Raw genomic sequence first — 19620 nt, forward strand, 5'->3', positions numbered from 1 at the left:
GCACTGGAAAGCGGGTTTTCTGGCGCCTGAAATATGCCGAAACCGGCTGAAAGCCCCGGTTTTACCAGCCCAGGGTTTCTTTCAGGAAGGGAATGGTCAGCTTGCGCTGAGCCTGCAAAGAGGCCTGATCGAGCTGTTCCAGCAGATCGAAAAGCGCGCTCATGCTGCGGGTACCGCGAGTCAGAATAAAATGCCCGACCTCGTCGGTCAGGTGCAGACCACGACGGGATGCGCGCAATTGCAGGGCACGCAATTTGTCTTCATCGGAGAGAGGACGCATCTGGAAAATCAGCGCCAGGGTCAGGCGCGATTTCAGGTCGGCAAGCTTGATCGGCAGTTCACGCGGCGAGGTCGAGGCGGCGATCAGCAAGCGGCGACCGCTGTCACGCAGACGGTTGAACAGATGAAACATCGCCTCTTCCCAGTCCGCCTTGCCGGCAATCACCTGCAAGTCGTCCAGGCAGACCAGTTCGTACTGTTCGAGGTTGTCGAGAATTTCGATGCCGCGATCCATCAACTCGGCCAGCGGCAGGTACACCGCCGGCTCGCCCATCTGTTCGAAGCGCAGGCACGCGGCCTGCAACAGATGCGTACGCCCCACCCCGTGCTTGCCCCACAGATAGATCAGGCTTTCGGTCCAGCCGGCGTCGGCTTCGCATAGACGCTCGACATAGCCGAGTGCAGCGGCATTGGCGCCTGGGTAGTAGTTGATGAAGGTGGCGTCGTCACGCAGACGCACACCTAGGGGCAGCTGAATCGGTTTCATGCTGACTGAACAGTTCCCAAGGAACCGTTAGTGGCCTCTGTGTAAAGTGAGCGAAGTTTATACCCGTGAAGCGGAGCGCACAATGCGACAGACCCCAAGCAAAATCAAAGGTTTGCGTTAACGTGCTGGTTTTATGACAGTTTCTTTGGCGCCATGGCCTGCATGAGACGGGCCAACCCGGTAATCCACCGGGCGGCCCGCACGTCACGATTACAACTCCGGCTCATCCGCCCCGCTATAGATGTCCGAATCCTTGTACAGATCGTGGACATGCCGCACCAGCACCATGATCACCGCCGCCACCGGCAATGCCAGCAGCACACCAGTGAAGCCGAACAGCTCGCCACCGGCCAGAATCGCAAAGATCACCGCAACCGGGTGCAGGCCGATCCGGTCCCCCACCAGCAAGGGCGTCAGCACCATGCCTTCCAGGGCCTGACCGACCATGAACACCGCCACGATGCCGATCATTGGATACAGATCGCCACCGAACTGGAACAACCCGGCAATCAACGCCGCACCGATACCGATCACGAACCCCATGTACGGCACAATCGCCGCCAGCCCCGCGATCAGACCGATCAACAGACCCAGCTCCAGCCCGACAATCATCAAGCCCGCCGCATAAATCACGCCCAGCGCCAGCATCACCAGCAACTGCCCGCGCACGAACGCGCCCAGCACTTCATGGCACTCACCCGCCAGCGCCACCACACGCTCTTCGCGATCACGGGGCAGCAGACCACGGATCTTGGCCATCATCACGTCCCAGTCACGCAGCAGGTAAAAGCTCACCACCGGGATCAGCACCAGATTTGCCAGCCAGCCGATCAGCGCCAGACTCGACGCCGTCGCCTGACTCAGCACCACACCGACGATGTCGGTGGTCTGACCCATGTGTTCGCTGATCGCGGCCTTGACCTTGTCGAACTTCCAGAAGCCGTCCGACAACCCCAGTTTCGATTGCGCCCATGGCACAGCAGTGTGCTGCAACCAGTCGAGCATTTGTGGCGCCAGTTCGTACAGCCGCAGCAATTGCCTGGCGAGCATCGGCACCAGCACCAGCAACAACGCGGTGACGATCAGGGTGAACAGGGCGAACACCGCAATCACACCCCAGGTTCGCGACAGCCCCAGACGCTCCAGACGATCAACGAGCGGATCGAACAGATAGGCAAGCAACAGCGCCACCAGGAACGGCGTGAGAATCGGATGCAGCAACCAGACAAACGCGCAAAGCAGGAGCACCCCACCGAGCCAGAACCAACGCCGCGTATCGGCCATGTAACACTCCATTGCTTATATATAAGAAAGAAACCTACCAGCGGAACCGCAACGACGGCGCCGCCGGTGTCGGCGTCGGCGCAACGACTGGCGGCGTCCCGGCGACCGCAGGTTGCGGCGCAGCCACCGGAGCGGGCGCCTCGGCCGGCAGTTCCTGCAACTTCGCCAGCGACAACTGCGCTCGCAACTGATCGGCGCTGCCATTGACCCGATACAGAATGCGATCGGCATCGACACTCTGCAGACGCACGCCAAACGGTTCGAGTAACCGCAGCAGCGCCGCGTAGTGCTCCAGATTCATGCCCTGCACTTCCAGGGTCTGCTGGCCGGACGCACCCGGCTTGGCTACAAAGCGTGGCGCCAAGCGTTCAGTCACCGCCAGCATCACTGCATCGGCCACGGCGGCCTGATCCGCGCCCTGCACATTGCCCGCCTCTTTTTTGTCGCCGAGCCACAACTGCCATTTGGCTTGCCATTGCCCGCCTTCTTCGCGGGCATGCACGGCGAGCAAAGCGTCTGCGTTGTAGCGTTCGGAAGCGTTGCGCAATGGCGCCGGGTCAGCCCCCTCAAGCGCGGGTGCCGTGGCAACCAATTGCTCGCTCAAGTCCGCCAGCGGCAGGCGCAACGGCAACCCACGGTGCTGAGCGGCGCGACGCAAAGGCGCGGCACTGGCCTGACCGTCGCCGACCAGGCTCGAGCCCTCGGTCGAATCATTCAGCCACCAGCTCAGGATCGAGGGCCGGTTGGCACCCCACAGCGCCAGTCCGGCACGGCGCAACGCCTGCTCGGTGGTTCCCGGATCGAAATCGACTTTCAGCACTTCCGGCGGCCCGGCATCGAAACCGAACTGGCTCATGATCTGCTGTGGATCCTTGCGAACCGGCGCCAGCCCCGGGTTCTGCGGGGCCTTCGGGTCGCCGGTCAGGCGCAGCACCAGCGTATCCAGCGCGGCCTGGGTGGCACGATCACGTTCCTCTGGCGACTGGCCAGTGACCGGTTCGCGCACCTGATAAAGACTTTTGAGATTTTCGGCCTGACTCGCCAGGCTGATCAGAGACAAGCCACCCACTAACAGCAATTTACAAAAACGCATGGAGAATTCCCGTCGACAAGAGCGGCTGGAACAGGCCGCGTGAACCGTTCTGCAAGCCTGTGACCACAGGCCGTCGCAAAACATTCACAAGCGGTCGGTAAGTTTTCGCACAGTCCTAACGATAGACGGTTCCTTATACAGGCACCCGTGATGTCACCCACAGTGTCAATTGCAAAATTTTTCCACCGATATGCCCCTGCCCGTCGGCGTGAGGATGGCCGCTGCCCCTCAAGCCTGATAAAATCGCGCGCCTTCGCAGACCGGCAACAGCCGGGCACCCCGAACTTCGCGTGAGGCAATCGCCCCTGTCGGATTCGGCGTTCCCGCTGAACTCGGTCGTTACCCCTGAATCCCCTCCCCTAAAGGCCTGGATCATGAGCAAGCAACCCTCCCTGAGCTACAAGGACGCCGGTGTAGACATCGACGCCGGTGAAGCATTGGTCGAACGCATCAAGAGCGTCGCCAAGCGCACTGCGCGCCCGGAAGTCATGGGCGGCCTGGGCGGTTTCGGCGCCCTCTGCGAGATCCCGGCCGGTTACAAACAACCGGTGCTGGTTTCCGGTACTGACGGCGTCGGCACCAAGCTGCGCCTGGCGCTGAACCTGAACAAGCACGACAGCATCGGCCAGGATCTGGTCGCCATGTGCGTCAACGATCTGGTGGTGTGCGGCGCCGAGCCGCTGTTCTTCCTCGACTACTACGCCACCGGCAAGCTGAACGTCGACGTGGCCGCCACCGTGGTTACCGGTATCGGTGCAGGCTGCGAACTGGCTGGCTGCTCGCTGGTTGGCGGCGAAACCGCTGAAATGCCTGGCATGTACGAAGGCGAAGACTACGATCTGGCCGGCTTCTGCGTCGGCGTCGTGGAAAAAGCCGAAATCATCGACGGCTCGAAAGTCGCCACCGGTGATGCCCTGATCGCCCTGCCATCGTCCGGCCCGCACTCCAACGGCTACTCGCTGATCCGCAAGATCATCGAAGTGTCCGGTGCCGACATCGAAAGCGTTCAGCTCGACGGCAAGCCGCTCACCGAACTGCTGATGGCCCCGACCCGCATCTACGTGAAGCCGCTGCTCAAGCTGATCAAGGAAACCGGCGCGGTCAAAGCCATGGCCCACATCACCGGTGGCGGTCTGCTCGACAACATCCCGCGCGTCCTGCCAAAAGGCGCTCAGGCCGTGGTTGACGTGGCCAGCTGGAACCGCCCGGCTGTCTTCGACTGGCTGCAAGAGAAAGGCAACGTCGACGAAACCGAAATGCACCGCGTGCTGAACTGCGGCGTGGGCATGGTGATCTGCGTGGCTCAAGAACACGTTGAAGTTGCCCTGAACACCCTGCGTGACGCCGGCGAGCAGCCTTGGGTCATCGGTCAGATCGCCGACGCTGCCGAAGGCGCGGCTCAGGTCGAACTGAAGAACCTCAAGGCTCACTGATGCCAAACACCTGTGATGTCGTGGTGCTGTTGTCCGGCACCGGCAGTAACTTGCAGGCCCTGATCGACAGCACGCGGACCGGCGACAGCCCGGTCCGCATCGCTGCGGTGATTTCCAACCGCGCCGACGCCTACGGCCTGCAACGCGCCAGTGACGCGGGTATCGCCACCCGCTCGCTGGATCACAAGGGATTCGAGGGCCGCGAGGCCTTCGATACCGCTCTGATCGAACTGATCGACGAATTCAACCCCAAACTCGTGGTACTGGCCGGCTTCATGCGCATTCTCAGCGCTGACTTCGTCCGTCACTACCAGGGTCGCCTGCTCAACATCCACCCGTCGCTGCTCCCCAAATACAAAGGGTTACACACGCATCAGCGCGCGCTGGAGGCCGGCGATGCCGAACACGGCTGCTCCGTGCACTTCGTCACCGAGGAACTCGATGGCGGACCACTGGTCGTACAGGCAGTAATACCGGTAGAGTTGCACGATTCGCCGCAAAGTCTGGCGCAACGGGTTCACATTCAGGAACACCTGATCTACCCGATGGCCGTACGCTGGTTCGCCGAAGGACGGCTGAGCCTCGGCGAGCAAGGTGCTTTACTGGATGGCCAGTTACTCGGGGCCAGCGGTCACTTGATTCGAAACTAGGAGATTTTATGCGTCGCGCCCTGCTCTTCGCTTGCGCTCTGCTCGCCCTGCCTTTCGCCCAGGCGGCAGACCTTCAACCGTTCTCCGCCAGCTACACCGCCGACTGGAAGCAACTGCCCATGAGCGGCACCGCTTCACGCAGCCTGACCAAGGAAGCCAACGGCGTCTGGAAGCTCAGCTTCAAGGCGTCGATGATGATTGCCAGCCTGTCCGAGGAAAGCACGCTGACCCTGGACAAGGACACTCTGCTGCCACAGTCCTACCACTTCGAACGCGGTGGCCTGGGCAAAGCGAAAAAAGCTGACCTGGACTTCGACTGGGCCAACAAGCTGGTGACCGGCACCGACCGCGGCGATGCGGTGAAAATCCCGCTCAACCGCGGCATGGTCGACAAATCCACCTATCAGCTGGCGCTGCAGCATGATGTGGCTGCCGGCAAGAAAAGCATGAGCTATCAGGTCGTCGATGATGGCGAAGTCGATACCTACGACTTCCGCGTGCTGGGCTCGGAAAAAGTCGAAACCAAGGCCGGCCAGATCGATGCGATCAAGGTCGAACGCGTCCGCGATCCGACACAAAGCAAGCGCATCACTGTCCTGTGGTTCGCCAAGGACTGGGATTACCTGCTGGTTCGCCTGCAACAGGTCGAAACCGACGGCAAGGAGTACAACATCATGCTCCTCGACGGCACGGTCAACGGCAAGACGGTCAAAGGCAGTTGATCCGACGCAACATCAAAAAGCCCCGCAAACGCGGGGCTTTTTTTCGCCTGTCGAACGGTGATCAGACCGAGAACCTGGCGACCATGCTGTTCAGGTCCACCGCCAGCCGCGACAGCTCCTGACTCGCGGCACTGGTCTGATTGGCCCCCGCAGACGTCTGCATCGCCAGATCACGAATATTCATCAGGTTGCGATCGACCTCCCGCGCCACGGCAGCCTGCTCCTCCGACGCACTGGCGATCACCAGATTGCGCTCGTTGATCAAGGTGAATGCCGAAGCGATTTCCTCCAGCGCCACGCCAGCAGCCTTTGCCAGCTCCAGGGTCGAGCGCGCCCGGACGTTGCTCTGCTGCATCGAGCTGACCGCCGAATCGGTGCCCTGCTGGATGCCGCCAATCATCTGCTCGATCTCCTGCGTCGATTGCTGAGTGCGATGGGCCAGCGCCCGCACTTCGTCCGCCACCACCGCAAAACCCCGTCCGGCATCCCCCGCCCGCGCGGCTTCGATTGCCGCGTTCAGGGCCAACAGATTGGTTTGCTCGGCAATCGAGCGGATCACATCCAGCACCTTGCTGATGCTGTAGACCTTCTGCGCCAGATCTTCCACCTGCGCGGCATTGGCAGTGACATCGTCCGCCAGCAGCTCGATGGACGACACTGTCTGCTGCACCTGCTCGCGGCCATGCTGGGCTATGCGATCAGACTCACGGGAAGCCTCTGAAGTGGCGACGGCATTGCTCGCCACCTCTTCCACGGCGGCGGTCATCTGATTGACTGCCGTGGCGGCTTGTTCAATTTCCAGACTCTGCTGGTGCAGTCCTCGCGTCGCGTCCTCGGTGACGCAACTCAACTCTTCCGAGGCCGAAGCCAGTTGACTGGAGGACTCCGAGATGCGGCGGATGGTGTCGCGCAGGTTGTGCTGCATGCTCTTGAGCGCGTGGAGCAGCCGCGCCGGTTCGTCCTTGCCGCAAATGCTGATATCGCCAGTCAGATCGCCACTGGCCACCACTTGCGCGACGTCGAGCGATTGCGACAGCGGCAGCACGATGCTGCGGGTCAGCAACAACGCCAGCGCGATGGTAATCAGCGCGGTGATGCCGATCATCACCCCAACCCACACCCGCGAGTTGGTGAACACCAGCCGTGCGGCCTCAGTGGCGAGATTGGCGTTGTGTTTATTCAGCTCCACCAGCTCCCGCAGGGTCACTGCAATATCATCCGCCAGCGGGCTCATCTGCCCGTTGAGAATGGCGGCCGCCTCCTCCACTCGTCCCTGAGCGGATAACGTCATCACCTGCGCCTGAAGCTCCAGGTATTTGTGTTCGGCGACCTTGAAGCGCTCGAACAGCTCGCGCTCTTTGGGCAGCACGATCAGGATGTCGTAACGCTGCTGGGCTTCGCTCAGCACACCGCGCAAATCGTTGAGCTTGGCCACATTCTGATCCAGCGCCTGCGGATCGCGATTGAGCAACAGGCGCATGGTCAGCGCGCGCAGGCGCAGCATGTCCTGGCTCATCTCGCCCACCGCCATCACGCTGGGCAACCAGTTATTGTCGACCTCGTCGGATTGCGCGCGCATGTTCGACATCTGCAGCAGGGCGAACGCGCCAAGGGCAAACACCATCAGCGCCAGCACCCCAAAACCCAGGCCGGCCCGGGGCGCAATATTGAGACTACGGATACTCATTGCTCTGGTTCCTTCCAAAAGCGCTGCATCAACCCTGCAGCTGGTTGCTCTAGAAGGTATCGGCCCTTTGAAAAAAAGCGTAAGACCAAAACGTGATATCAAATAGCCTTGATACTCCGAACCATCGGCATTAACGATTCAGCGCGGATTTGCCGGACTTGAGCGCTGTTCGCGGCAAGATCGCCAGGAAGTTGTCTCGCGCGACTTTTTTTGCCACCGCCTCCGGCAAGGCGTCGAGAAACGGCTTGAAGCCGTGGATTTCCTTGCCGAGTTTGTTGAATCGCCCGACCACGTCCGAACCGATCATGAAGCGATCCGGATAACGCTCCACCAGTTGCACCCATTCCGCTCGCGGCTGACCCTTTTCGTCCAGCAGATAAGGCGTCAGCAGGCTCCACGACAAATCGATGAACAGGTTCGGGTACGCCTCCAGCATTCGCGCAAGGGTCGGCAGCAAAAAATCCAGCTGCGTCTGATGACGATGGATTTCGGCACTGGTACCGGCATGCGCCCAGATGAACCGGGTGTGCGGATGATTGCGTAGCGGCTCTTCGATTTCCTTCAGGTACAGCGGATTTTTCTCACGCTTGGAGGTGATGTTGGAATGCAGCATCACCGGCAGATCGTTTTCGGCGGCCAGGTGATAGACGCGGGTCATGGCTTCGTTGTTGGCACGTGGCGTGTCGCCGGAGGTCAGCGCCGTAAGGTCGTCGTGACGGGTGAAGACTTCGCCGATGCCCTGCCACAAGCCGGGATACAGATCGAGCATGCGCTGGATGTGCGCGGCGGAGTTCTTGTCGTTGGGGTTGAAGCCTGAAAGAAACGGGTGAAAGTACTGGCGCTGCTCCGGCGTGAGCTTCTGCACGGCGTCGGCGACGATCACGTCAGTCGCGCTGTACCAATAGGCATCGGCGTCATCGCCTGCGTAATAACGCGGGCGTTTCGGCTCGTCTTCGTGCCATTTCTTCGCCACGGGAATGCCGGAAATCATCACGTGCTCGATGGAGTTTTCCTTCATGGCGGTCAGCAATTTCGGCATGCCGGCGGTTTCCTGGAAAAAATCCACGTAATGCAGGTGCGCATCACTGTAGGTGTAATCCCGGGCACTGGCGGCGCCGGTGAAAACTATCAGGCAGGCAAGGCTCAAACGAAACACGGACACAAGCATTCTCCGGCAGACAGGCATAGCCTAGACCCTTGTCGGGCGACGAGGGTTCACCCGGCAAGAAAGTGGAACGCGCCTGTGTGGGAATGCTCTATACCTGCAAAGGTCTTTTTTGATCGAATCCCTTTTTCCTACCGCATGCGAGGTTCACATGACCGTTACCGTCAATACCGTGTCCGCCGATGGTTTTCGCCACACCGTACAGATCGATGAGCATGAGCTGTTTGCCGATGTCCCGACGACCGCCGGCGGCGAAGGCTCGGCTCCGGAGCCGCACGATTACTTCGACGCCGCCCTCGGCGCCTGCAAGGCCCTGACCTTGAAGCTGTACGCGAAGAAAAAGGACATCCCGCTGACCGGCGTCGGCGTTGAGGTCAAACGCGACAACAGCCAGGAACAGAAAGGCAAATACGCCCTGCACGTAACCCTCACCCTGAAGGGCGTGCTCACCGATGCCCAGCGCGAAGAACTGCTGCGCGTGGCCGATCGCTGCCCGATCCACAAGCTGATGACCACCAGCGAAGTCACTATCGAGACTCACGCACCCGTCGGCTTCGACAGCCAGTAATCACCCGACGACACCGGCGGGTTATGCTCCACGCATCACCCGCTCAGCCTGGAATGGACCATGGACACCCAACCCCTGATCATCCGCCCGCGCGCCGAAGACGTCGAAGGCCAGCCGATTCTGCGCCCGCTGCCGTCAGCCAAATGCCGCAGCGTCGGGCCTTTCGTGTTTTTCGACCACATGCTCGAAACGGTTTATCCGGCGGGCAAAGGCATGAATATCCGACAGCACCCGCACATCGGTCTCTCGACCCTCACGTACCTGTTCGAAGGACAGATTCAGCACAAGGACAGCCTGGGTTCGGATCAGGTGGTCAGCGCCGGCGATGTCAGCTGGATGACGGCCGGCACGGCGATCGCTCACGTCGAGCGCACGCCCGAACCGCTATGGGATCAGAGCTTCAAGATGCACGGCCTGCAAATCTGGCTCGCCTCACCCAAAGATCACGAACAAGGCCCGGGACATTACAGCCATCACCCGGCCTCGACATTGCCGGTCAGCGATAACCTTGGCGTGCAGATCCGCATGATTGCCGGGTCAGGCTTTTGCCTGGAATCGCCGGTGCCGGTGCTTTCTCCTACGCTCTATGCCGAACTGAAGATGCAGACCGCAACCACGCTGCTGATTCCGACTGAGCATGAGGAACGGGCTTTGTATGTGTTGAGTGGTGATGTGCAGTTGAACGGCGAAGCGGTCGAACCCCACGCGCTTGTGGTATTGCCTACCGGGGAAGAAATGAGTCTGTTCGCCGAGAGCGACAGCCACGCGGTGCTGTTCGGCGGCGCACCACTGGATGGGCCACGGCGGATCAACTGGAACTTTGTTGCGAGCGATCCGGCGGCAATCGATGAGGCGCGGCGCAAGTGGGCGGCCGGTGACTGGCCGACAGTGCCGGGAGAAGTCGAGCGGATAGAGCTGCCGAAATCACGCAGCGAGCCGACACCGCTTTAAACCAGCACTCCCACGCCAGGCGTGGGAGTGTTTTCAACCGAATCAGCCTTTGAACACTTCATCCAGCAAGTCATGCATCGACTTGAACGCCCGCGCTGCGGTCTTCGCGTCGTACATCATCTTGCCCGGCACGTTGGCGTGCGGATCGGTGAACGAGTGCACCGCGCCGCCGTAGCTCAGCAGCTGCCAGTCGACACCGGCGGCGTTCATCTCGTCTTCGAATGCCGGCAACTGCTCTTTCGGCACCAGCGGGTCCGAAGCACCGTGCAGCACCAGCACCGAGCCCTTGATGTTCTTCGCGTCCGCAGGGTTCGGCGAATCCAGCGTGCCGTGGAACGACACCGCCGCTTTCACTGCCGCACCGGTGCGCGCCAGATCCAGCGCACAGCAGCCGCCGAAGCAGAAACCGAACACAGCCAGTTTCGAGGTATCAACCGCCGCCTCGCCCTGTTTCTGCAATTGTTCGAACGCGGCCTGCATACGCTTGCGCAACTGCGCACGGTCATTCTTCAGCGGCATCATTGCCGCACCGGCCTGATCGGCATTCTGCGGACGCACGGCCTGGCCGTAAACGTCAGCGATCAGTACCACATAACCCTTGGCCGCCACCGATTTGGCGATCTCTTCAGCGCCAGCGCTGACACCCATCCAGTTCGGCGCCATCAACAGGCCCGGGCGTGCGCCTGTGTGCTCGGCGTCGAACGCCAGACGACCTTCATATGGCTGGCCGTCAATCTGATAGACCACGGAACGTACAGTGACTTGGCTCATTTCTGACTCCAGAGTGGTTGAACACCAGAATGAAAAAACCCGCCGAAGCGGGTTTTTCTAAAGCTTGATCAAGCAGACAGTTCGACCAGCAGCTTGTTCAGGCGGCTCACGTAAGCGGCCGGGTCTTTCAAGCTGTCGCCAGCCGCCAGGGCGGCCTGGTCGAAGAGGATGTGCGACAAGTCGCTGAAGCGATCGTCGCTGGCCTCGTTGTCGAGCTTCTCGATCAGCGGGTGGCTCGGGTTGAATTCGAAGATCGGCTTCGAATCCGGCACCTTCTGCCCGCTGGCCTCGAGGATCTGACGCATTTGCAGACCCAGGTCCTGCTCACCGATGGCCAGAATGGCCGGCGAGTCGGTCAGGCGATGGGAAACCCGGACTTCGGCAACGGAGTCGCCCAGTGCGGTTTTCAGACGCTCGACCAGACCTTCTTTCGACTTGGCGACTTCTTCTGCGGCCTTCTTGTCCTCTTCCGAGTCCAGGTTGCCCAGGTCCAGGTCACCGCGCGCGACGTCGACAAAGTTCTTGCCGTCGAACTCGCTGAGGTAGCTCATCAGCCACTCGTCGATGCGGTCGGTCAACAGCAGCACTTCGATGCCTTTCTTGCGGAAGACTTCCAGGTGCGGGCTGTTCTTGACCTGCGCGTAGGTTTCGCCGGTGAGGTAGTAGATCTTGTCCTGACCTTCCTTGGCACGCGCCAGGTACTCGGCCAGACCGACGATCTGCTCGCCATCGGTGCCATTGGTCGATGCGAAACGCAGCAGACCGGCAATTTTTTCCTTGTTGGCGAAATCTTCTGCCGGGCCTTCTTTCATGACCTGACCGAAGTTTTTCCAGAAGCCCTTGTATTGCTCAGGCTCGTTCTTCGCCAGTTTTTCCAGCATGTCCAGCACGCGCTTGGTCAGCGCCGACTTCATCGAGTCGATGATCGGGTCTTTCTGCAGGATTTCCCGCGACACGTTCAGCGACAGGTCGTTAGAGTCGACCACACCCTTGATGAAGCGCAGGTACAGCGGCAGGAACGACTCGGCCTGATCCATCACGAACACGCGCTGTACGTACAGCTTCAGGCCTTTCGGCGCTTCACGCTGGTACAGATCGAACGGTGCGCGGGCCGGCACGTACAGCAGCGAGCTGTATTCGAGCTTGCCTTCGACCTTGTTGTGGCTCCACGACAGCGGATTTTCGAAGTCGTGGGCGATGTGTTTGTAGAACTCCTGGTATTCCTCATCCTTCACTTCAGTGCGAGGACGGGTCCACAGGGCGCTGGCGCGGTTGACGGTTTCCCATTCGGCTTCAGGCTTTTCTTCGCCTTCGGCAGCGGCCACTTCTTTCGGCAGCTCGATCGGCAGCGCGATGTGGTCGGAGTATTTCTTGATGATGTTGCGCAGACGCCAGCCATCGGCGAATTCGTCTTCACCTTTTTTCAGATGCAGGACGATGCGGGTGCCGCGTTCTGGCTTGTCGATGGTGGCGACTTCGAATTCGCCCTCACCTTTCGACGACCAGTGCACGCCTTCGCTGGCGGCGGTGCCGGCGCGACGGCTGTACACGTCAACTTTGTCAGCGACGATGAAGGCCGAGTAGAAGCCCACACCGAACTGACCGATCAGGTGCGAATCCTTCTTCTGATCGCCGGACAGGTTTTTCATGAAATCGGCGGTGCCGGATTTGGCGATGGTACCCAGGTGGGTGATCACATCGTCGCGGTTCATGCCGATGCCGTTGTCTTCGAGGGTGACGGTCTTGGCGTCCTTGTCGAAGCTCACACGGATTTTCAGTTCAGCGCCATCTTCGAGCAACTCTGGCTTGGCCAGGGCTTCGAAGCGCAATTTGTCGACGGCGTCAGAGGCGTTCGAGATCAATTCGCGAAGGAAGATTTCCTTGTTGGAATACAGCGAATGGATCATGAGGTGCAGCAGCTGCTTCACCTCGGTCTGGAAGCCCAGGGTTTCCTTTTGAGTTTCCACACTCATGGTCATCAAACTCCAATCAGATGGCATTGGCCGCGACCTTGCTGGTCGGCGGCGGGTTGATCTGTGAATTGGGGGCGTGCTTCAGGATTTCAAGGGCTCATCGATTTTGAAGTGCGCGCGGGCAGTGGCAATCGGTTCGCTTTCAGTGCTTTGCCAGGCCGTGACCGCGACGTTGGCCACCCGCCGGCCCTGACGGCAGACCTGACACCGGGCCCAGGTATCGCGAAACTGCCCGGCTCGCAGGTAATCAAGGGAGAAATCGATAATCTTCGGCACACCGGGCGCACCGGTGAAAATCAACAGATGCAGGGCCGCAGACAGCTCCATGAACCCGGCGATCACCCCGCCGTGAATCGCCGGCAATAAAGGGTTACCAATGTTGTCCTTGTTTGCCGGCAGCTTGAACAGCAAGTCGTCACCGACCCGCGAACACTCGACGCCGATGAGTCCGGCGTAGGGGATCAGTTTCAGCAGCGGCGCGTAGTCCCCCTTCTCGTGGGCCTCTTGCAGTTGCTGCTTGAAATCATCGCTCATGGGTTTTCTCCCTTGATCGCGCCACCAAAGCCTTTGGTGCCTTTAAGCCCCTTGCCCATGCGCATGAAGGTGCCGACAACGTGGGCAATCGGTTGCTCGGGATCGTCCTGATAAGCGAAGCCGCGGGCGAAGATCACATCGGTGGTGACTCGATAACATTGGGCGAAGCCATACACGTCTTTATTCGGCTCGGCGGCGTGCATGTAGTCGATGCGCAGATCGAGGGTCGGGCAGACTTCGAATTCCGGCAGGACGCACAGGGTCGACATGCCGCACGCCGTGTCCATCAGCGACGTGATCGCCCCGCCATGGACTACGCCGGTCAGCGGATTGCCGACGATTTGTGCACTGTACGGCAGCACCACCGTCAGGCCTTCGCGACTTGCGCTATGCACCTTCAATCCCAGCACCTGACAGTGGCGCAAGGCCGAGAGAAACCGTGTCGCACGCTCAAAAACGGGGCTTTCGGCCATTTGATAATTACTCTTGTTAATCACTGTTCGCCGTAGTGGAAAGAACAGCAAAAGTTCCATTGCAAAACAAACTTATATATCTGAAAGAAATGAGGAACTTAACCCAAGGGCCTGAGCTCTTAAGGCCAGTAGTTATTTTCCATAAGGAGAAACACCCCATGCGTAAGACTTTAGCTATTGCCTTGATGTTGACCGCTTCCCTCGGTCTCGCTGCCTGCGATAAAAAATCCGAGGACAAAGCTCAAGATGCCAACCAACATGCTGAACAAGCTCAGCAAAAAATGAACGAAGCTCAGGATAAAGTGAACGACGCGGCGAAAGAAAACGCCGAAGCCGCCAAAGATCAGGCCGAATCGAACGCTGCAGCGCAAGAAGAAGCTGCCAAGAAGCAATAAGCTGCTTCTCGATAGCAAAAAAGAAAACCCGTCAAGTGCGGGTTTTCTTTTGCCTGTGATTTTTTGCCAATGCCGTCTTAGAGCAAGACGGTTCTAAAAGTCGGACTAATCATCAGCAACAATGAACACACTAAGCCGACCAGCCAGACCAGACTGCGCAGCGTAGGAATATCCGCCAGGTAGAACCACAGATAGAGAATTCGCGAGATCACGAAGATGATCGCCAATGCATCGATCAGCCATCCCGCCGTCTGCGTGGTATGCGCCATCAGCACGCCAACGGCAAACAGGATGAACGCTTCGATGCTGTTCTGATGTGCCGCCAGCGCACGGGCCCCGTAACCGGTGAGTTGCGCCTGTTGCTGACGTGGCAGGTGGTTGTTGTAACCGCCCTGTTCTTTCATGGCCTTGCCGACCGGCATACGCGCCACGTAGATCAACAAAGCACTGATAAACACACACCAGAACGGAATACTCATCAAGCAGCCTCTTTGTTCGCTTCGGGCAATGGCGCCTCTGTAGGGGTATAGACCATTACATCGAGTACGTCGGAATGAAACTCGCGGCGATACAACACCAGCACCACGCCTGCACTCATCAACATGAACAGCCACGGGCTGACGAACCACGCCAGCATGCTCATTCCGAAGTAGTAGGAACGCAGACCAAAGTTGAACTGGTTGGCCGCCATCGAGATCACCCGCGCCGCCCGCGAGGCGAATGCCTTGCGCTCCTGCTCCGACACTTGCCGCTCACCGATCATCGGGGCCGAGCCGACCAGAATGGCGGCGAAGTTGTACTGACGCATGCACCAGCTGAAGGTGAAGAAGGCATAGACGAACACCAGCGCCAGGCACAGCAATTTGATCTCCGACATGCCCTGCGAGGCCTGTTGCACCATCGGAATATCCGCCAGCAGCGACACCGCGCGCTCGGAAGCGCCGAGCACGGTCAGAATGCCCGCCAGGATAATCAGCGTACTGGAGGCGAAGAACGAGGCGTTGCGTTCCAGGTTACCGATCACACTGGCGTCGGCGATACGGTTGTCACGCAGCAGCATGCGGCGCATCCAGTCTTCGCGGTACAGGTGCAGCACGCTGGCCAGGCACGCGGTATCACGACCTTTCCAGGTGGCATAACGGGTGTAGCCGGCCCAGCAGATGACAAACCAGAGCGCGGCCAGCAGGTGGATCAGGTTGGCTTGGATGAACGACATGCAATTCCCTGTGATGAAGATTTCGGCTCCCCTTCGACGTTAGTCGAGGGAAAAAGACACTGCCTGAAGCCCATAAAAAATGCCCCGTATCGATTGATACGGGGCATTTCTGTTTAATCGCTCGGCGACCGCTTGTGGCGGCCCGGCAATCTTAGGCGAGTGCTTCGGCGCGCTTGCCCAGCAGGCGGTCGCACACCACGGCAACCGCCAGGGTCATCACGCACGGCACCAGCCACGCCAGACCTTGCTCGCTCAGCGGCAGGTGGGCCAGTTGCGATGGCATCCAGTCCGCCAGACCGGCGCCTTTCAACGCATCGATGGTGCCGAACACGAACGACACCAGCATCACCGGGCCCATGATGCGGCTCTGCTCATGCCAGAACGCAGCGCAGAAACTCAGGGCCACCAGCACGATGCACGGCGGGTAGATCGCGGTCAGTACCGGGATCGAGAACGCGATCAGCTTGGTCAGACCCAGGTTGGACACCAGCAGCGAGAACGCCGCGAGGATGATTACCAGGGTCTTGTACGACAGCGGCAGTACGCGGCTGAAGTATTCGGCACAGGCGCAGGTCAGGCCAACCGCGGTCACCAGGCACGCCAGGGAAATCAGCACGGCAAGGAAGCCACTGCCCAGCGAACCGAAGGTGTGTTGCACATACGCATGCAGCACCGCGGCGCCGTTGGTCGCGCCCGCCGCCACTTCATGGCTGCCGGAACCAAGACGAAACAGGCTGACATACACCAGCGCCAGACCGACACCGGCAATCAGCCCGGCAATGATCGCGTAACGGGTGATCAGCGCCGGCGATTCGACGCCACGGGAGCGGATCGCGTTGACGATGACGATGCCGAACACCAGCGCGCCGAGGGTATCCATGGTCAGGTAACCATTGATGAACCCTTGGGAGAAAGGTGCCGCAACGTATTCCGGAGTCGCCACGCCGATGTCACCGGCAGGCAGTGCGAACGCAGCGATGCCGAGGACGGCCAGGGCGATGATCTTCAGCGGCGCGAGGAAGCGACCGACGGTATCCAGCAGACGTCCAGGGTAGAGCGAAATGAAGAACACCAGCAGGAAGTACACCGAACTGTAGAGGAACAGCGCCAGTGGGCTCTCTCCGGTCAGCGGCGCCAGGCCTACTTCAAAGGAAACGGTCGCGGTACGCGGGGTGGCGAACAACGGGCCGACCGCCAGATAGCAAGCGGCTGCCAGTACGCCGCCGGCGATCTTGCCGATCGGGCTGCTCAGAGCGTCCATTGCTCCACCGACCTTGGCCAGTGCGACCACGGTGACCACGGGCAAACCGACCGCCGTGATCAGGAAGCCCAGCGCCGCTATCCAGACGTTGGGCCCGGACTGCAAACCGACGATAGGCGGGAAAATGATGTTGCCGGCCCCGACGAACAGGGCGAATGTCATAAAGCCAAGTGCCAGGATGTCCTGACCTTTCAAAACTTTCATTAAGGAAATACCACACTACTGAATCGGAATTTAGAGGGGGATTTCCCTGTGGGGTTAGGGAAATGCTGTCAATCCGTATAAGACTGACCCGTTTAGCGCGTTGCATGCCTTGTGGGCGGCAGACGCAAAAATGGCTGCTAGCCTAACGAATTTGCCTGACAAACGCACTGTTAGAGGGCGAACTATCCGATACGCGACGTTTCCGTGTCGCGTTTTTGCATGTTATTGGGTGAGTGCTTATAAATTGCCATCGCCTACCCGAACGCCAGAAACGACAAAGGCCACCCGAGGGTGGCCTTTGTTGCTGGAGCAGAGGAGTCAGCCGAAGCTTACTTCTTCACTTCCCAGCCAGTCAGCTCGGCCAGGGCCTTGCCGATGTCTGCCAGCGAACGCACGGTTTTCACGCCAGCGTCTTGCAGAGCAGCGAATTTCTCGTCTGCAGTGCCTTTGCCGCCGGAGATGATTGCGCCAGCATGGCCCATGCGCTTGCCCGGAGGAGCAGTCACACCAGCGATGTAGGAAACAACCGGCTTGGTCACGTTGGCCTTGATGTAGGCAGCCGCTTCTTCTTCAGCCGAACCGCCGATCTCGCCGATCATTACGATCGCTTCGGTCTTCGGGTCTTCCTGGAACAGCTTCAGGATGTCGATGAAGTTCGAACCCGGAATCGGGTCACCACCGATGCCGACGCAAGTCGACTGACCGAAACCGGCGTCAGTAGTCTGCTTGACAGCTTCGTAGGTCAGGGTGCCGGAACGGGAAACGATACCGACCTTGCCTGGCAAGTGAATGTGACCTGGCATGATGCCGATCTTGCATTCGCCAGGAGTGATCACGCCTGGGCAGTTAGGGCCGATCAGGGTAACACCCAGCTCGTCGCACTTAACTTTGGCGTCCAGCATGTCCAGGGTAGGAATGCCTTCGGTGATGCAGACGATCAGCTTGATGCCGCCGAACGCCGCTTCCAGGATCGAGTCCTTGCAGAAAGGAGCCGGAACGTAGATCACGCTGGCGGTGGCGCCAGTGGCTTCTACAGCTTCTTTCACGGTGTTGAACACAGGCAGGTTCAGGTGAGTGGTGCCACCTTTGCCTGGCGTCACGCCGCCAACCATTTTAGTGCCGTAGGCAATGGCTTGTTCGGAGTGGAAAGTACCCTGCGCACCGGTGAAGCCCTGGCAGATTACTTTGGTGTCTTTATTGATCAGGACGCTCATTACTTGCCCTCCGCAGCTTTAACGACTTGTTGAGCAGCGTCGGTCAGGCTGGTAGCAGCGATGATGTTCAAACCGCTTTCTGCCAGTACTTTAGCGCCCAGTTCAGCGTTGTTGCCTTCAAGACGAACAACAACCGGGATTTTCACGCCGACTTCTTTCACTGCACCGATGATGCCTTCGGCAATCATGTCGCAACGAACGATGCCGCCGAAGATGTTAACCAGTACTGCAGCGACATTGCTGTCGGACAGAATGATTTTGAAAGCTTCGGTTACGCGTTCTTTGGTAGCACCACCACCTACGTCGAGGAAGTTGGCTGGCTTGCCGCCGTGCAGGTTGACGATGTCCATGGTACCCATGGCCAGGCCGGCACCGTTCACCATGCAGCCGATGTTGCCTTCCAGCGCTACATAGTTCAGTTCGAACTTGGCAGCGTGCGCTTCGCGCGGATCGTCCTGCGACGGATCGTGGAAAGTCTTCAGCTTAGGCTGACGGTACATTGCGTTGGCGTCGATGTTGATCTTGGCGTCCAGGCAGTGCAGATCGCCGTCAGCCTTGATCACCAGCGGGTTCACTTCCAGCAGAGCCAGGTCGTGATCCTTGAACAGCTTGGCCAGACCTACGAAGATCTTGGCGAACTGAGCAACCTGCTTGCCTTCCAGACCCAGCTGGAATGCCAGCTCGCGACCCTGGAATGGCTGAGCGCCAACCAGTGGATCGATAGTGGCTTTCAGAATTTTTTCTGGAGTGTCGTGAGCGATTTTCTCGATGTCCACGCCACCTTCGGTGGAAGCCATGAACACGATGCGACGGCTCGAACGGTCAACGACAGCGCCCAGGTACAGCTCTTTAGCGATATCAGTGCACGATTCAACCAGGATCTTGGTGACTGGCTGGCCGTTGGCGTCAGTCTGGTAAGTCACCAGACGCTTGCCCAGCCACTGCTGTGCGAAGGCTTTGGCGTCTTCTTTGCTGCGAACCAGCTTGACGCCGCCCGCTTTACCGCGACCACCGGCGTGAACCTGGGCTTTGACAACCCACTCGTTGCCGCCGATTTTGTCGCAAGCTTCTGCTGCTGCTTCCGGGGTGTCTACTGCGAAACCAGTGGAAACTGGCAGGCCGTATTCAGCGAACAGCTGCTTACCCTGATACTCGTGAAGATTCATGCTTTTTACCGTCTTCGTTAGGTACTGCGCATTCGGCGCTGCGCTCTTTATGAGTGCCGCGCCACCTGTGACTGCTGCTTGCGTAGCGTTTCCG

Annotated in this window: 20 protein-coding genes; 6 read left to right on the forward strand and 14 right to left on the reverse strand. The window is 59.5% G+C overall.

What is annotated here, in order from left to right:
- Nucleotides 1-61: 61 nt before the first annotated feature.
- The 3 genes from hda to MKZ87_RS04630 form a co-directional block, all read right to left on the reverse strand.
- A complete protein-coding gene (hda, locus tag MKZ87_RS04620) occupies nt 62-766 on the reverse strand; it encodes a DnaA regulatory inactivator Hda (protein WP_007950396.1) in 705 nt (234 codons plus the stop codon).
- 210 nt (nt 767-976) lie between these two features.
- Nucleotides 977-2050, reverse strand: coding sequence for an AI-2E family transporter (locus MKZ87_RS04625; RefSeq protein WP_085699340.1), 1074 nt, complete (start codon nt 2048-2050; stop codon nt 977-979).
- Nucleotides 2051-2084: 34 nt separating this feature from the next.
- Complete coding sequence (locus MKZ87_RS04630; RefSeq protein WP_085699342.1) at nt 2085-3143, reverse strand: DUF2066 domain-containing protein; 1059 nt, start codon at nt 3141-3143, stop codon at nt 2085-2087.
- Nucleotides 3144-3517: 374 nt separating this feature from the next.
- Between MKZ87_RS04630 and purM the strand changes: the two genes are divergently transcribed.
- From purM to MKZ87_RS04645, 3 genes are read left to right on the forward strand one after another with little or no spacing between them, the layout of a single operon-like run.
- The gene (purM, locus tag MKZ87_RS04635; protein WP_085703374.1) at nt 3518-4576 is read left to right on the forward strand and encodes a phosphoribosylformylglycinamidine cyclo-ligase; all 1059 of its coding nucleotides are present in this window, start codon (nt 3518-3520) and stop codon (nt 4574-4576) included.
- Nucleotides 4576-5226, forward strand: a complete 651-nt coding sequence (purN, locus tag MKZ87_RS04640) for a phosphoribosylglycinamide formyltransferase (protein WP_085703373.1) — start codon at nt 4576-4578, stop codon at nt 5224-5226. The genes purM and purN overlap by 1 nt, the downstream gene beginning before the upstream one ends.
- 8 nt (nt 5227-5234) lie before the next feature.
- Complete coding sequence (locus MKZ87_RS04645; RefSeq protein ID WP_085699349.1) at nt 5235-5948, forward strand: DUF3108 domain-containing protein; 714 nt, start codon at nt 5235-5237, stop codon at nt 5946-5948.
- A 61-nt stretch (nt 5949-6009) separates the two neighbouring features.
- On the opposite strand, the gene MKZ87_RS04650 is transcribed toward MKZ87_RS04645, so the two are convergent.
- Nucleotides 6010-7635 carry a methyl-accepting chemotaxis protein gene (locus MKZ87_RS04650; protein WP_085699351.1) on the reverse strand — a complete coding sequence of 542 codons (1626 nt, stop codon included), beginning with the start codon at nt 7633-7635 and terminating at the stop codon, nt 6010-6012.
- A gap of 130 nt (nt 7636-7765) precedes the next feature.
- Nucleotides 7766-8803, reverse strand: a complete 1038-nt coding sequence (locus MKZ87_RS04655; protein WP_371918975.1) for an amidohydrolase family protein — start codon at nt 8801-8803, stop codon at nt 7766-7768.
- Between the two features lie 148 nt (nt 8804-8951).
- Between MKZ87_RS04655 and MKZ87_RS04660 the strand changes: the two genes are divergently transcribed.
- Nucleotides 8952-9368, forward strand: coding sequence for an OsmC family protein (locus MKZ87_RS04660; RefSeq protein WP_085703371.1), 417 nt, complete (start codon nt 8952-8954; stop codon nt 9366-9368).
- 60 nt (nt 9369-9428) lie between these two features.
- A complete protein-coding gene (locus tag MKZ87_RS04665; protein ID WP_085703370.1) occupies nt 9429-10319 on the forward strand; it encodes a pirin family protein in 891 nt (296 codons plus the stop codon).
- Between the two features lie 42 nt (nt 10320-10361).
- On the opposite strand, the gene MKZ87_RS04670 is transcribed toward MKZ87_RS04665, so the two are convergent.
- From MKZ87_RS04670 to MKZ87_RS04685, 4 genes are all read right to left on the reverse strand, one after another.
- On the reverse strand, nt 10362-11090 hold the full coding sequence (locus MKZ87_RS04670; protein WP_085703369.1) for a dienelactone hydrolase family protein: 729 nt from the start codon (nt 11088-11090) through the stop codon (nt 10362-10364).
- Nucleotides 11091-11158: 68 nt separating this feature from the next.
- Nucleotides 11159-13063 (reverse strand): molecular chaperone HtpG, encoded by a 1905-nt coding sequence (htpG, locus tag MKZ87_RS04675; protein ID WP_085703395.1) that lies wholly within the window; start codon nt 13061-13063, stop codon nt 11159-11161.
- Nucleotides 13064-13144: 81 nt separating this feature from the next.
- Nucleotides 13145-13597 (reverse strand): PaaI family thioesterase, encoded by a 453-nt coding sequence (locus MKZ87_RS04680; protein ID WP_007959014.1) that lies wholly within the window; start codon nt 13595-13597, stop codon nt 13145-13147.
- Complete coding sequence (locus tag MKZ87_RS04685; RefSeq protein WP_085703368.1) at nt 13594-14070, reverse strand: PaaI family thioesterase; 477 nt, start codon at nt 14068-14070, stop codon at nt 13594-13596. Before MKZ87_RS04685 ends, MKZ87_RS04680 begins: the two co-directional genes overlap by 4 nt.
- Nucleotides 14071-14228: 158 nt before the next feature.
- Between MKZ87_RS04685 and MKZ87_RS04690 the strand changes: the two genes are divergently transcribed.
- Complete coding sequence (locus tag MKZ87_RS04690; RefSeq protein ID WP_011333123.1) at nt 14229-14465, forward strand: hypothetical protein; 237 nt, start codon at nt 14229-14231, stop codon at nt 14463-14465.
- Between the two features lie 77 nt (nt 14466-14542).
- Here the strand turns inward: MKZ87_RS04690 and MKZ87_RS04695 are convergent, their stop codons facing one another.
- The 5 genes from MKZ87_RS04695 to sucC all read right to left on the reverse strand — a co-directional run bounded on the left by MKZ87_RS04695 (nt 14543) and on the right by sucC (nt 19526).
- The gene (locus MKZ87_RS04695; protein WP_085699366.1) at nt 14543-14944 is read right to left on the reverse strand and encodes an MAPEG family protein; all 402 of its coding nucleotides are present in this window, start codon (nt 14942-14944) and stop codon (nt 14543-14545) included.
- Nucleotides 14944-15681: a DUF599 domain-containing protein gene (locus MKZ87_RS04700; RefSeq protein ID WP_085699368.1), complete on the reverse strand. Its 738-nt coding sequence runs from the start codon at nt 15679-15681 to the stop codon at nt 14944-14946. Before MKZ87_RS04700 ends, MKZ87_RS04695 begins: the two co-directional genes overlap by 1 nt.
- 151 nt (nt 15682-15832) lie before the next feature.
- On the reverse strand, nt 15833-17146 hold the full coding sequence (gene brnQ / locus MKZ87_RS04705) for a branched-chain amino acid transport system II carrier protein (RefSeq protein ID WP_227234881.1): 1314 nt from the start codon (nt 17144-17146) through the stop codon (nt 15833-15835).
- A gap of 329 nt (nt 17147-17475) precedes the next feature.
- Nucleotides 17476-18360 carry a succinate--CoA ligase subunit alpha gene (sucD, locus tag MKZ87_RS04710; protein WP_011333119.1) on the reverse strand — a complete coding sequence of 295 codons (885 nt, stop codon included), beginning with the start codon at nt 18358-18360 and terminating at the stop codon, nt 17476-17478.
- Nucleotides 18360-19526 (reverse strand): ADP-forming succinate--CoA ligase subunit beta, encoded by a 1167-nt coding sequence (sucC, locus tag MKZ87_RS04715; protein ID WP_007959029.1) that lies wholly within the window; start codon nt 19524-19526, stop codon nt 18360-18362. Before sucC ends, sucD begins: the two co-directional genes overlap by 1 nt.
- Between the last annotated feature and the right edge of the window lie 94 nt (nt 19527-19620).

This window comes from Pseudomonas sp. MCal1 (assembly GCF_026341415.1).
GTDB lineage: Bacteria > Pseudomonadota > Gammaproteobacteria > Pseudomonadales > Pseudomonadaceae > Aquipseudomonas.